The 13,639-nt window shown below is 65.8% G+C and carries 11 protein-coding genes; 6 read left to right on the top strand and 5 right to left on the bottom strand.

Annotated elements, in window-relative coordinates:
* Nucleotides 1-34 precede the first annotated feature (34 nt).
* Together ACFXHA_RS05120 and ACFXHA_RS05115 are read right to left on the bottom strand one after the other, a co-directional pair.
* A complete protein-coding gene (locus ACFXHA_RS05120; protein WP_379353071.1) occupies nt 35-715 on the bottom strand; it encodes a hypothetical protein in 681 nt (226 codons plus the stop codon).
* Between the two features lie 117 nt (nt 716-832).
* Complete coding sequence (locus ACFXHA_RS05115) at nt 833-2,260, bottom strand: serine/threonine-protein kinase (protein ID WP_379353069.1); 1,428 nt, start codon at nt 2,258-2,260, stop codon at nt 833-835.
* 184 nt (nt 2,261-2,444) lie between these two features.
* On the opposite strand from ACFXHA_RS05115, the gene ACFXHA_RS05110 reads away from it, so the two are divergent.
* Nucleotides 2,445-2,849 carry a hypothetical protein gene (locus ACFXHA_RS05110; RefSeq protein WP_379353067.1) on the top strand — a complete coding sequence of 135 codons (405 nt, stop codon included), beginning with the start codon at nt 2,445-2,447 and terminating at the stop codon, nt 2,847-2,849.
* Nucleotides 2,850-3,270: 421 nt separating this feature from the next.
* Nucleotides 3,271-3,735, top strand: coding sequence for a hypothetical protein (locus ACFXHA_RS05105; RefSeq protein WP_379353065.1), 465 nt, complete (start codon nt 3,271-3,273; stop codon nt 3,733-3,735).
* 281 nt (nt 3,736-4,016) lie between these two features.
* Here the strand turns inward: ACFXHA_RS05105 and ACFXHA_RS05100 are convergent, their stop codons facing one another.
* Nucleotides 4,017-6,119: an MMPL family transporter gene (locus ACFXHA_RS05100; RefSeq protein ID WP_379353063.1), complete on the bottom strand. Its 2,103-nt coding sequence runs from the start codon at nt 6,117-6,119 to the stop codon at nt 4,017-4,019.
* A gap of 233 nt (nt 6,120-6,352) precedes the next feature.
* On the opposite strand from ACFXHA_RS05100, the gene ACFXHA_RS05095 reads away from it, so the two are divergent.
* The 3 genes from ACFXHA_RS05095 to ACFXHA_RS05085 all read left to right on the top strand — a co-directional run bounded on the left by ACFXHA_RS05095 (nt 6,353) and on the right by ACFXHA_RS05085 (nt 9,744).
* Complete coding sequence (locus tag ACFXHA_RS05095; protein WP_379353061.1) at nt 6,353-6,661, top strand: type VII secretion target; 309 nt, start codon at nt 6,353-6,355, stop codon at nt 6,659-6,661.
* A gap of 26 nt (nt 6,662-6,687) precedes the next feature.
* Nucleotides 6,688-8,982 carry a WXG100 family type VII secretion target gene (locus ACFXHA_RS05090; protein WP_379353059.1) on the top strand — a complete coding sequence of 765 codons (2,295 nt, stop codon included), beginning with the start codon at nt 6,688-6,690 and terminating at the stop codon, nt 8,980-8,982.
* A 141-nt stretch (nt 8,983-9,123) separates the two neighbouring features.
* Nucleotides 9,124-9,744, top strand: a complete 621-nt coding sequence (locus ACFXHA_RS05085; protein ID WP_379353057.1) for a hypothetical protein — start codon at nt 9,124-9,126, stop codon at nt 9,742-9,744.
* A gap of 25 nt (nt 9,745-9,769) precedes the next feature.
* Here ACFXHA_RS05085 and ACFXHA_RS05080 read toward each other — a convergent pair whose 3' ends face one another.
* Nucleotides 9,770-10,450, bottom strand: coding sequence for an MHYT domain-containing protein (locus ACFXHA_RS05080; RefSeq protein ID WP_379353055.1), 681 nt, complete (start codon nt 10,448-10,450; stop codon nt 9,770-9,772).
* A 324-nt stretch (nt 10,451-10,774) separates the two neighbouring features.
* Between ACFXHA_RS05080 and ACFXHA_RS05075 the strand changes: the two genes are divergently transcribed.
* Nucleotides 10,775-11,977 carry an FAD-dependent oxidoreductase gene (locus ACFXHA_RS05075; protein ID WP_379353053.1) on the top strand — a complete coding sequence of 401 codons (1,203 nt, stop codon included), beginning with the start codon at nt 10,775-10,777 and terminating at the stop codon, nt 11,975-11,977.
* 76 nt (nt 11,978-12,053) lie between these two features.
* On the opposite strand, the gene ACFXHA_RS05070 is transcribed toward ACFXHA_RS05075, so the two are convergent.
* Nucleotides 12,054-13,574, bottom strand: a complete 1,521-nt coding sequence (locus ACFXHA_RS05070; protein WP_379353051.1) for a cytochrome P450 — start codon at nt 13,572-13,574, stop codon at nt 12,054-12,056.
* Nucleotides 13,575-13,639: the final 65 nt, after the last annotated feature.

The raw sequence follows: 13,639 nt of genomic DNA, 5'->3' as shown, positions 1-13,639 counted from the left end.
CTCGACCCCCAGCGTCCGGGCATCGTATTGATATCTACGGTGAGCCGTCGGCCCAGTTCTCTGCCAGCGGATTGGGGCCGGTCAAGCGGCCGGTCGACTTGGTCGGCTGGAATCGGACGAACGCCGAGCGATGATGGAATGGCTGTGCCCGGTCGGCCTCGAGAACCTGTGTGTGGCCGCCCGCGGCGTAGGCGTATTCACGCAAATCGGCGGCCGATTCCCACAGTGAGAAGGTTGCCACCAGCGGCGGACGGGCGATGGCGGTAGCCCAGATCAGGCCGGCGGCCGATTTCGCGTGCCGTTCGGCGATCATGCTGAAGCGCCGAAAGCGAAGGGCTTGGCTGCTGCGTAACCGGCCGAGGGTCAGAACAGCCGCGGGCGACTGTGTGTCAGGGCCTTCGCCCGCGACAATGTCGGGCAGTCCTGGCCAAGTGCCGGTGGCCCGAATCGGCTCGAGTCGAATTTGCCAGCCGTCGGCCAGTATCTCGGCGAGCGGATGGCTATTTTTGAAGGTCTCGAGGGCCGAATCGTCGTCCCAGAAGCCGACGAACGCCAACCGGCCCAGCGTGAGTTTCGGCATGAACGTTCCGCCGATATCGGCCGCGAAGGCCGTAGCGCCGAAACGCAGACCTGCCACCGTGCCTTCCGGACGAATTCGCAATGCAGACAACGTCTTACGCCTGCCAATGTCCGCAAAATGGACCGTTGCGATCACCGCCGACTCCTCCCCGTCGAACTTCGCGAGGCAACGACCCCGCCTACTACGTAGCGTAGTAATGCTGCCGACTCTATGTCGAAAGTTCCAGTTGCGCAACGAACTACGACTATGCGTTCACCCGCGCAGACCACCCCGATGTTCGAGCAGGGCTTGAAGGTTGTGCATCGCGTCCTCGCTACCGGCGCCGATCGCTTTGCGGTACCACTCCTCCGACCCGCGAAGATCGCTGCGCTGTTCGAGCAGAACCCCCAGGTTGTTCATCGCGTCCGAATTGCCGGCGGCTGCCGACTCGCGGTACCAGCTCTCGGCCGCACGCGTGTCGCCGCGTTGCTCGAGCAGAAACCCGAGATTGCCCATCGCTGACCCATCGCCTTCGGCCGCGGCCTTGCGGTACCAACTCTCGGCCTCGGTTGAGTCACCGCGCTGCTCGAGCAGATATCCGAGATTGGTCATCGCATCGGAATTGCCGACCGCGGCAGCTCGGCGGTACCAGTCTTCTGCCGCGCTCAGGTCCCCATGCTGCTCGAGCAAGTAGCCGAGATTGCCCATCGCGTATTCGTCACCGGCGGCCGCGCCTCTGCGATACCAGTCCTCGGCTCCGCTGAGGTCGCCGCGCTGCTCCAGCAGGTAGCCGAGATTGCCCATCGCATTCGCGTTGCCGGCTGCTGCGGCCTTGCGGTATTGCTCCTCGTCGGTCCGAGTGGCGAACACCGTTGCAGCGGGATGAGTTCCGGCCAATGCTTGCCGAGCGGCGGCTGCCAGGTGGTCGCAGGAACCGTAGCGCTCGGCGGGATTCTTGGCCATGCCGCGGGCGACGACCACATCGATATCGGTGCCGAGTTCCGGGCGGACGAGACTCGGTTGTGGTGGCGGCATCATCATGTGCGCGGCGAGCTGCTGTTCCAGACTCGCGGCTGGGTACGGTGAATCACCGGTCAGGAGCTCGAACAGCACACAGGCCAGCGCGTATTCGTCGGCGCCGGCATCGACGATGCCGGTGGCGAACCGCTCCGGTGCCATGTAGGCGAAGGTGCCGATCGTGGCGCCGACGCTGGTCAATTTCGTTTCGCCGGCAGCGTGTGCGATGCCGAAATCGATCAGATATACGAAGCCGCGGGGAGTGATGAACAGGTTGGAGGGCTTCACATCACGATGTACCAGGCCGGCGGCGTGAGCGGTGTCCAGCGCTTCGGCGGCCTGTGCCACGACCGATACCGCCTGTTCCGGCGGCATCGCACCGGTCCGGGCCAGCAGCGTGTCGACTCCTTCGCCGTCGAGCAACTGCATGCAGATGAACAGGTGGCCGTCGATCGCACCGTAGTCGTAGATCGGCACGACATGCGGATTGCCCAGTCCGGCGGCGGATTTGGCTTCGCGGCGGAACCGCTCGCGATAGATCGGGTCGGCGGCGAACTGGGCATGCAGCACCTTCACCGCGACCGTTCGTTCGGTACCGGTGTCGTAGGCGCGGTAGACCTGCCCCATACCGCCCGCCCCGAGCTGCTTTTCGAGCTGGTACCGCCCAAACCGAGTCCCCTCCATCGCAACCTTCCCCCACCCTGGCTCGCGGTTGTGGTCGAGCCGCGCAACATATCCCGGTAATCATCGCACCGGGCTGCCGGTGTCGCGCCGGAAACCCACCCCACCCGGCATTCCGTTGACCTTTCGATTGCTGCCCAGCACCGGGCTTGTCCTTCCGGCGAACGCAGGCGTCCTGCGATTCGGCATGACCGAGCATTCGGCGCAGTGGACGGCGTCAACTCTGGCGGACATCCGTGTCGGCGGGTGGATGTGCGGAACGCACTGGACCTTCTTCTTCATCCACCACGGCATTCAGGTCACGGCCTACTCTTGCACCGCGTGCGCCGAGCAGACCTTGGGACACTTGATCATCGAGCGGGAGTACGGCCTGGACCGAGCCGCCGACATTCCGGTCGCCTTCGGCGACTACGACCTCTTCGGCTACCCGATCCACGAACTGGCCGAGGCCCTCAGCCCGCCGGACCGCAATCTCCTACTACCCGCGGACGCCAACCTCCAAAGCACGCACTACCTGTCCGCCGCATACCTCGACACCTGTAAAAGGGAACGCGCGGACGACCACAGGGCTCAGACCCACACTGCCAGTTGATCTTCCGACATGCCACACTGACCGCTCCCGACAGCGCGGAATGCGGCATGACAGTGAGGCACAACGAGTCCGTCGGCCAGGTCCGTGCCCGTGCCTTTCCCGGCCGCGGCGACGGCATCGACGAGGACGAAGCCACTGGCGCCGCGGCAATCCTGTTGACCGCCACACTGAACCGCCCCCTCTCCATCCGACAAGGGCGCGGCTCACAGATCGCCACATGCCCGCTCCCTGGCGGATGGGTCGAGATCGGCGGACGTGTCCTGCCGAGCTTGTCCATACGGGCGAGTGCTTCTTCCTGCCAGGCCCGGATCCGGACCTACCCTGGTACCCGGGACGCACATCTAGGTCATGAATCAGGTAATGAAGGTATTGCTCCCGACACTGGTCCACCGAGGTTCCCCGAAAGCCCCTGAGGAGACTGATGAATCGAATCATGAAGAAGGCAGCGATCGTGCTGACGGTGGCCGCGGCCGCACCGGTCGTGCTGTCGGCGACTGCGACCGCGGACACACCGGGCACCGTCTATTTCAGCAGTGGCAGCTGGAACTGTTCCATCGCCGCGGACGGCACGACCGGCTGTGATCTGTCCGGTACGGTCCCGCTGCAGCTGACCATAGCCGGGGCGACCCTGCCGTTGCTGATCCCCACCCGCGAAGTGGTGATCGACGTGCCCTGGCTGCCCGCGCATCCCGGCTTCGACGCCGGCACCCCGCACACCCTGCCCGGGGGCAACCCGATCCTCGACTCGGTCGCAACAAGTCAGGACACCTGGGGACCGCGGATCACCTACGGGGGCGCCTCCTGCGCCAGCGGTTTCCACGGTAGTTTCACCTGTTCAGCCAAGGGCCACAGCTTCACCTACTACGAGGTCATCGCCGCCAACTGATCGTGGCAACGCTGCCTCCCGCGCTCGCGTCGCGCCTTCGTTCGCTGAAGCCTATTGCGCGGGACGAGTTTGATCTCCGGGCCATGACTCCGACCGCCCAACGGATGGTTGGTGGATCAGAATGCGCCACCGTCGGCACTTCCCCAGGTCGCAATGATGCCTTCTGCAAGGATTGGTTCGAGGCCCGGCGAGTTCGCCCGGGGGACACGACCCCGTCCGGATCAACGATCCGGACGGGGTCTTCGTTGTTCGGGTCTCTGCCGGGTGAGGCCGGGTCTCGGTCAGGTATTCAGTTCGACCAGTTCCGGCTCGTGCTGTGGAGCTTGGTTGGGCCGGGAGAGTTTGCCGGGCCACCAGATTCGGTCGCCCAGGTCGAGGTTGAGGGCGGTGACCAGGATGGAGCGGACTATCAGGGTGTCGAGGAGGACACCGATGGCGATGACGATGCCCATCTGGGCGAAGGTGACGATGGGCATGGTCGTGAAGACGGCGAAGGTGCCTGCCAGGACCAGGCCGGCGGAGGTGATTACACCGCCGGTCGCGGACAGACCGATGAGGGACGCGCGGCGGGTGCCGTGCTGTTTGGTTTCCTCGTGTACTCGAGACATCAGGAAGATGTTGTAGTCGATGCCCAGGGCGACGAGGAACACGAAGGTGATCAGTGGCAGCCCCGGGTCAGCTCCGTGGAAGCCGAGCGCGTGGAACAGCATCGAGCTTGTTCCGAGCGCAGCGAAGAACGACAGCACCACGGTCAGCGTGAGCAGGATCGGCGCGAGCAGGGAGCGCAGCAGCAGCATCAGGATCGCCGCCACGACCACCAGCACCAAGGGCACGATGACCTTGTTGTCATGTGCCGCAGCGCGTTTGATGTCCAGCTGGATCGCGGTGCCGCCACCGACCTTGGCGTCGGCGCCTTCGACGGCGTGCACGCGTTCGCGGACCCGGTCGATGGTCGCGTCGGCGGCTCGACTGTCCGGCGCGTCCGCCAGCGTGCCCTCCATGTACGCGTAGCCGTCCTTGCTCACCGGAGGTGTCGCGGACACGATGCCCGGCGTCGCGGCCAGCACGTCATGCACGGTGTCGGCCCCGGATTGCTTGGCCACCACCACGACCGGGCTACCGGTGCCCATGTCGAAGTGCTTCGCCATCACCTCGGTTCCGCGCACCGCGTCCACCTTGGTGGTGAACGAGTCCTGGCTGGCGACCCCGTTGGCGTCGAATCCGGTCATACCGAATGCCAGTGCCACCAACGCCAATCCGGTGACCGCCCACACGGCTCGCGGCCGGGTCGCGACGAAACCGCCTACGCGGGACCATATTCCGGTCGCCGTCTGATCCTCGGTGCCGAAGTTGGGGTGCCGTGGCCAGAAGATCCATCGGCCCGCGATGACCAGCATGGCGGGCAGCAAGGTCAGCATCGCGAGCAGACCCACGGTGATGCCGATCGCGGCGACCGGCCCGATGCCCGCGGTGGAATTCAGTTCCGCGACAAGCAATGTCAGCATGGCGATGATCACGGTGGCCCCACTGGCCAGCACCGCCGGCCCGGCGCGATGCAGGGCGACGGCCATCGCCTCGTGCTTGTCCTCGTGCCGGCGCAACTCCTCGCGGTAGCGTGCGATGAGCAGCAGCGCGTAGTCCGTGCCCGCGCCGAACACGAGGATCATCAGGATCGCCGCGCTCTGCGCGTTCACCGTCAATCCCAGCTTGGTCGCCCCGAATACGGCGCTCTGGGCGATGGTCAAGGCGACGGCCGCCGCGATGATCGGCAACAGCCACAGCATCGGCCCGTAGGTCACCAGCAGCACGACGATCACGACCGCCGCGGCGGAATACAGCAGCATCCCGTCGATTCCCTTGAACGCGGACCCGAACTCGGCGGCATAACCCGCCGGTCCGGTCGGCAGGAAGGACAACCCGTCCGGCCGCTCCCCGGCGGCGTTCCGGAGCGCTTTCACCGTGTCTGCCAGCTGATTCCAGCCGCCGGTGCCCATGCGAATCGGCACCACCGTTTCGAGGGCCTGGCCGTCCTTGGCGACGATCGGCCCGATCACTTTCGCGCCGACGACATGGTCGACTTTCCTGAACTTCTCGGCATCGGTGCGGGCGACGTTCTGGTCCGCCTCGGTGATGCCCGCGGGCCGTTCGTAGACGATCACCACGGGGGCCTCGTCGGCGCTGCCGAACGGTTCCGCGAGATGGTATGCCTGGGTGGACTCGGCGCCGCCGGGCAGCCATGCCACGTTGTCGTTCTTCTGGGCACCGGTGAGCTGCTGGGCGAAGGCGGCCAACGCGATGAACGCGATGAGCCACACCCCCACCACAACCCACTTGCTGCGTCTGCCACTCGGAATTCTGGACAATCGACCGAGCAGGTCGGTCATATCTGGATCAGTCGGCGCGGACACGCGCCCCCCTGTCTGCGGCGTGAACATAAGACACGAGTAACTATGGTCGACAACAGCTCTCGACACCTCCGGGTAAACCCTGAGGGTTCCGTCACAGTGCCGATCGTCGGGGTTGAATCGTCGCCTACGCCAAACCCGTCCGAACAGCCGATACAGTGGCCCGGCGGGGAGCTGGGAGCGGGAATTCGGCCAGGAAGGGATCGTGAACGGTGAAGGTGACACCGCAATCTCTGATCGACGCGGCAGCGCAACTGGGCCGGGCGGGTGAAGACATCGACGACACCGAGCGAGTGCCCCACCTCGGAGCTGCCCGAGGTGTGGCCGGCAGCGCGGGCTCCGCGATCGCCGCGGCGCTCGGCTCGGCGGACGCCGCCAGTACACAGGCCAAGCAGGCCGTGCACCTTCGCTACGACGCGATGGCCACCCTGTTGTTCAACGCCGCCAAGACATATCACGACAGTGACGTGGAGTTGGCCGACGCGATCCACGGGCTCGGCGACCTGAATTCGGCGCAGTAGCCGTGCCGGCACCCACCCTGTCCCAGGTGTTGCGGTGGAAGCTGCAAGCCCTGTCCGATATCGCCACCGATTGCGGCACGATCGTCACCGCGATCGATGCGAGCGCCGAAAGCATGAATCGGACCCTGCACGGATTGGACTGGTCGGGACCGGCGGCGAACGCGGCCACCGACCGCGCCGACCGCGAGCGCACCCAGGTTCGCGCGCTCGCGGGGGCGTACGACCGACTCGGGACGGCCTGCAAACAAGCCTTCGACAGCATGGATCATGTGGCCGCTGAAATCCGGACGGCCGTAGGTCTATTGCACCAGGACGGATTCACCGTCGGCGAAGACTTCACCGTGAAGCATGCGGATGCGGGGCGGGCCGAGCGAGCGGCGAACGAGACGGCGCGGCTGCAGGGGCTGGCCACCACCCTCGGCGCCGACGATGACAAGTTCGCCGCCGCGATGAGCACAGCGATCGAAGACCTGCGAGCCTTCGCGCCCGAGTCCGCGGTCGCCGCCATCGTCGCCGGTCATCTGGACACGTCGCCGTTCGCGGAATTGACCCCGGACCGTGCCCGAAAAGATCTCGCGGACTGGCGCGATGGGACGGCGAGCCCGGCAGCGCTGGCTCGAATCCGCCTGGCCACCGACCTGGCCGACGAGGACCGCACCGACCTCGCCGGTGGCAAGACGGCCGCCCTCCCGCAATACGGTTACCTCGGCGGGCTCATGGACGGCATGCGGGACATGGGTGTGCAGGACATCGCCGGAATCGGCGCGAAACTCTCCGGAGGTCAACGCGATGCGGTCACCGGCGGAATCGCCGACGCGCTGCGCATCATCTCCGATCCGAACGTGCACGCCGCCACCGTGGACGGTGCTCCGATCGATGGAACCCGCGGCGGAATGGCCGCCCTCCCGCCCTCCGTCCAAAGCCTCCTCACCGATAAGCTGGTCCGCGAAGGTCCTTGGGGTGGGGCGTATTTCGGGCGCTCGGCCGATATGGAGGCGCTGACTCGTTTGCTGGGCAAGGGCGACCAGGGGGTGGCCCAAGGCTCGGATCTGAACCGGGGTTTGATCAAACAGGCATCCGAAATCGCCGGAGCCACCAAGGATCCACGCCTCACGACGACACGGCAGGACGGCACCGGCCTCGACTCGGACACCATGACGATCCGGTCCGCCGGGGACATGGTGAGCAATATCCTCACCGTGGCGAAGAGCGATCACATCGCCGTGCACGACGCCCTGACGGGCCAAAACATGGATGTCACAGTCAAATCGGGGCATCACTACGACCCGACCGACCACATCGGCAGCCTGCTCGACCGCTACTACGTCGGCCACGACAAAGGCGTCGTCTCTTTCATCGAGGAGGCCGGCCAGGATGCCGCGTCCACCAACCGGTTCCAGCAGGTTCAGGCGGGCGAATCCGCGCACGCCCTCGCGCAGTACCTCGGTGACAACGAGGACAAGCTCTTCGATCTGACCGGCTCGCAGGGGCCGCTCGGTGATTTCCCGAAAGGCTCACTCGGTGAGGCGAATCCGGAAATAGCCAGGGCGCTGAGCCGTACGATCGGCAATTACATACCGAATATGGTCGGGTTCGACGGCGGTCTCGATACCGGTGGCTTCGATCCACTGTCCAGTCGCCAGGCGCGGAACGTGTTCGCGGTGATCGATACCGATCATGCTGCTGCGGAGTACTTCAACAAGGCCGCCTATTCGGCCGTGGGGCAGCTCGACTACGAGTTCGGAATGAGCGGGTGCAAGGAGATCAAGCTGGGAGAGTTCGCATCCCGGATCGATTGGGCCGCGCAATACGGTATGAGCGATTCGCTCGGTGGGAACTTCGATAAGTCCGGTCTCAAAGAGGGGACCGGAGCCTACTTCGACGCACTGAAACCGATTGTCAAGGCAGGCATCGAGGAAATACCCGGCGCCAAGTTCACCAAGCTGCTCACCCAGGGCCTGGACGCGGGTTGGACCGGGTCGAAGATGCAGTTGCAACGGCAGCTGGTGGAGATGGCATTGCCGGGAGGATCCGGCGGCGCTGATCCGCATACCTCGGGAGCGAACCAGTATTGGAACATCTTGAAGGGTCTGGCGGACGGGCCGGAACGCGCGACCGTGCTGAATGATCCGAATTTGCGGGAGTACCTGAACGCCGACGGAACTGTCCGATCGTTCGACCTCATCGGCGGTTCGAAGCCGGTGATGAATCTTCCGGGTTTCAAACAGAATATGCTGAACAACCCCGTGCTCAGGCCTGGATTGCAGGGGTTCGACGACCTCTGGCAGCAGGGTGCCAGTGCCGCCCGATCGGATTGGTGAAGGAGCGTGATGCCTGTATATCGGCGAGCGATGGTTGTCTCGATTGTCGCGCTCTCGGCGACGGTGTTGTCCTCGTGTTCGAGGACCGCGAACGAATCCGAGCAGGGCTACACTCTCCCCGGAAATATTCGTTTCAATAATGTGTGGTCCGCGGAATCGGGAGTCGATACGACCGCGCCCGAAATCGTGGTCGCACGTGCGTTTTTCGAGTCCGGCAAGATATCCGTGCTGGCGGGTACGAAGAATGCGTATCCCGGGTACGAGGCCGAGCTGGCCTCCTTGTTGCGCTCGCCGCAGAATACCGAGCCCGCGAGCCTGCTGTACTTCGATCCGCCTCGGACGCCGCAATCCGTGTACGGGACTTACTACTGGCGCGTCATGGCGGTCGACAAGTCGCCGGATGTGTGGCGGATAACCGTGTGCAGCTGGATCAATGGACTCACCACGGCGGATGCCGATCACTATGTCACCGACACGTCCATGAACTTGATCCCTACGGCCGCATGGGTAGAACTGCGCTCGCCCTCCGGCGCTGCGGCCGAGCGAACCTCCGCCGGCAGCGGACCCGAACGGTTCCCTTCGACCGACGTGTTCCGAGGGTGGAGCGTCACCAACGCCAACCTATCCGCGGATCAACGATTTGTGGACCAATGTTCGGCGTTGTCCGACAACCCGGTTCCCGCGGACTTGCGGAGCGCCACACCTCGAACATTCGACAAGCCGCTGCCGGCGTTGCCCCCGGTGCCGGGCTGGCCGAGTTGAATCCGGCCGGATCGGGCCGGGGGACTCAACCTTCCGACTTGCTGCGCTCATCGACCTCGGCGAGCCCCACCACCAGCATCAGCGCCATGGTGACGATGATGACCGAAACGAACAGTGGCGTCACCAGCTGCACTGCCTGCGAGCCTTCCGGCGGCGACATATCCGCCGACATGTGGGCCCGCATCGCCGACATTCCGGTGTAGTGCATTCCGCACACCGCCAGCCCCATGACGAGCGCCGCGCTGAGACTGGCGCGCAGTCCGCGGACGGTGACGGCGAACCACAGCGCCACGGTCGCCGCCACCACCGCGATGGCGAATGACAGTGCTACCAGCGGGAATCGGTACTCGATGTGCGCACTGGTATGCATCGCGTACATGCCCAGATAGTGCATGACGGCCACGCCCGTCCCCGTGACCAGACCGCCGAGCGGTATCGCGACCGCCTTGCGTGCGGCGCGCACCGCGATCGACAACCCGATCCACACCACGACGATCGAGATGGCCGCGCTCAGCAGCGTCACCACTCCGTCGTACCGAATGGTGGCTCCGTGGATGGAAAATCCCAGCATGGCGGTGAAATGCATGACCCAGATGCCCGCCCCGCCCAATGCCACCGCGCCCGTGGCCAGCCACGCATCCGGTTTCGGGGACGTCCGCGCATGGGCGGCGCACCGCAGCCCCAGCATCGATCCGATGACGGACATGGCATACGCCAATGTCGGTGTAACCCACCCATGGCTGAATTGATCGAGCTCTAACACGCTCGCTCCCCCCGGAGTTCTAGCAGTCGAGTGGAAACTAGTGCATGGCTGTGCTTTTCGCAGCTCGACGTCCGAACTCACAGGTTCGGTAAGCGCTGACGGGGTGAGGACGTGGACGTTGACCCGCGCGGAATGGCCGATCGCGGACCGGGACCGGCATTGCGTCAACTAATGGTTGACGATTGACTGCAAGTCAACTATTAGTTGACGAGGTGGCGATCGTTCACGGAGGGCCTTCGCCGACAACACCTCGACCCAGGAGTCGCCATGGAAGCTGTTGAAAGCACTGCACACCGGCATGCCGGGTCATCGCGCCGGCGGGCGCTGGTCATCGGCGCCGGTATCGCCGGTTTGGCTGCCGCGTTGCGACTGCATCAGCACGGTTGGGACGTGGTCGTGCTCGAACGCGCACCGAGTCGTCGCAGCAGCGGCTACCTGCTGAACCTGCACGGACCCGGATACACCGCTGCCGAGCGGCTCGGGCTGGTGCCGGCGCTGACTCGTCGCGATATCGGCTTCTTCACCTCGGTTCTGGTCCACGCGGATGGCCGCGAAAAGCTCAGGGTCCCTTCCGAAGTCACCGAGGCCGCCGTTGGAACAAGGGCACTGAGCTTGTTCCGCGGCGACCTGGAATCCGCACTGTATGACGCCGTGGCCGACTTCGCCGATATTCGTTTCGGCACCACGCCGCAGGAGATCGTCCAGACCCCCGGGGAAGTCGTGGTCACCCTCGGTGACGGCACCCGCCTGCAGGCAGAACTCCTGGTCGGCGCCGACGGCGTGCACTCCCGAGTCCGCGAGCTCGTATTCGGTAGCGAGCCCGACTATTTCGTAGACCTCGGCCACATGGTCGGCGCCTTTCCGCTGCGAACCCCGCCCGAGCGCATCCCCGAAGGCGTCGGCAGTACCTACATCGGCCCGGGCCGCACCGCCGCGGTGATGAACCTCGGACCGCAACGGTCGTCGACATTCTTCGCCTACCGCTGCCCCGACCCGGGCGCCGACCTGAGTCTCGGCGCCGAACCCGCCCTCACCCGAGCATTCGGAGATCTCGGCGGCGGTATCGCCGAAGCCCTCCAGCAAATCGACCCCGCCACCGTCTTTTTCGACTCGGTCGGCCAAATCGTGATGGACCGCTGGAGTCGCGACCGAGTGGTCCTCCTCGGCGACGCCGCCTGGTGCGTAACGGTTTTCGCCGGCTACGGCGCCGCCCTAGCACTCGACGGCGCCGACCGCCTAGGCACCACACTGGCGGCGCACGGCGACGACATCCTCGCCGCCCTGGCCGCCTGGGAGTCGGAACTACGCCCGGAAGTCCACAAACGACAAGCCTTGGCCCGCAAAGGAATCGCCCGTTTCGCCCCACCCTCACGCTTCCACGTATGGGCCGCCGAACAGGCACTCCGCGCCATCCAACTCCCCGGCATCCGCACCCTGGTCCGCCGCTCCATCCAACGCGCCAACAACTGATCCGCATTCAGACACAGTGGATTCCGCGTTCGCGACCCGGTTGACCGTGGGCGGTTGAGCTGGTCCGGGTTCGCGGTCAGGACGGTGCGGCGGGGTTGGCCGGGGTTGGTTGTGGGGCAGTGGTTCTCGGGGTGATGTGCATGGGGATGGGGGAGTTGGGGCCGCCGGTGAAGGAGAACTGGGGGCGGATGGGGGTGGTGGTGGCTCGGGTGAGGTTCAGGTGTTGGGCGAGGGTGGCGAGGGCGAGGGTGGCTTCGGTGTTGGCGAAGGTGTGGGCCACGCACATGCGTTTGCCTGCGCCGAAGGGGAGGGCGGAGTGGCGTTGGGCGGAGGTGGGGGTGCCGGGGAGGAAGCGGGTGGGGTCGAAGGCGGTGGGGTCGGGCCAGATGCCGGGGTGATGGTGCAGGGCGTGCAGGCTGATGGAGACGGTGGTGCCGGCGGGGATGGGGAAGTCGCCGAGCAGGTCGTCGGATTTGGCGACGCGGGCCAGACCGACGATGGGCGGGTAGAGGCGCATCGTCTCGGCGACAATGGCTTTCGTCCACGGGAGGTGGTCCATATCGGCGGCGGTGGGGGTGCAGCCGGCCAGTACCTCGTCGAGTTCGCTGTGCAGGCGGGCGCAGACCTCGGGGTGTTCGGCCAGGAGTTTCCACGTCCAGGCCAGCGCGGTGGCGGTGGTTTCCATGCCCGCGCCGAGGAAGGTCATGAGCTCGTCGTGGATTTCGGCGTCGGTGTAGGTTCGGCCGGTTTCGGGGTCGCGGGCCGCCATCAGCAGGGCGAGCAGGTTGTCGCCGCGGGTGAGGACACCGTTGCGGTGGTCGGCGATGAGCCGGTCGACGACACCCTCCACGTGCCGTAGATCGGTCATCATGCGTGGCGAGAGCACCCAGCTGGCGGTGCGCAGGACGGCCGGCGGCAGATCATGGCGGTGGGTGATCTTCGCGAGCGCGCGCAGCGGGCGTGCGGTGCCACTGAGGTACCCGACGCCGAAGAAGCGCAGCATCCGCGCCAGCGTGATCTCCGCCATCGGCCCGCTCAGATCGACTCCGAACATGGTGCGGGCCACCACATCCAGCGTCAGCCGGTTCATTTCGGCGCTCACGTCGACGGGGGTGCCGTCGGCGCCGAGCGCGGCCATCCGCCGTGCGCAATCGCGGGCCGCGTCGGTGATCGGACCGGCCAGGGTCGCGATATTGCGTTTGCCGAACACCGGCGCGACCAGGCGTCGATTGCGTTGCCAGCGCTGCTCGTCGAGCTCGGTGACCAGACCTCGCCCGAACGCGACGGCCAGCATCTCGTATTCCGCGCTCTTGACATAGTTGTCCTGATTGGTGACCAGCACGTGCCGCGCCAGCTCCGGACTGCGCACCAGCACGAAGCGCAGCAACGGCATCCGCGCCACCATGATGTCGTCCTGCCCGGGCAGCAGGGTGCCGTAGTACTCGGCGATGGTGCTGTCCCGCAGGCGCGGCACCACGCCGGCGGCGAGTTTCCAGGACTGCCACCACGACACCCGGGTGCGATGCCAGCGCATCGGCGCGGGTTGCCAGCGGGGCGGGTAGAGGGTCGAATCGGGTGCGACGGACGTGGTCGTCATGGCGAATCCCCTTGTTCGCGAGCTGCTTTTGTCGCAGCGTAGGCAGGGGAGAAGGGCGGTCGCGT

This window comes from Nocardia sp. NPDC059240 (assembly GCF_042753865.1).
Taxonomy (GTDB): domain Bacteria; phylum Actinomycetota; class Actinomycetes; order Mycobacteriales; family Mycobacteriaceae; genus Nocardia.
The sequence above is the reverse complement of the archived record's forward strand: the minus strand, read 5'-3'. Positions and strand labels throughout refer to the sequence as shown.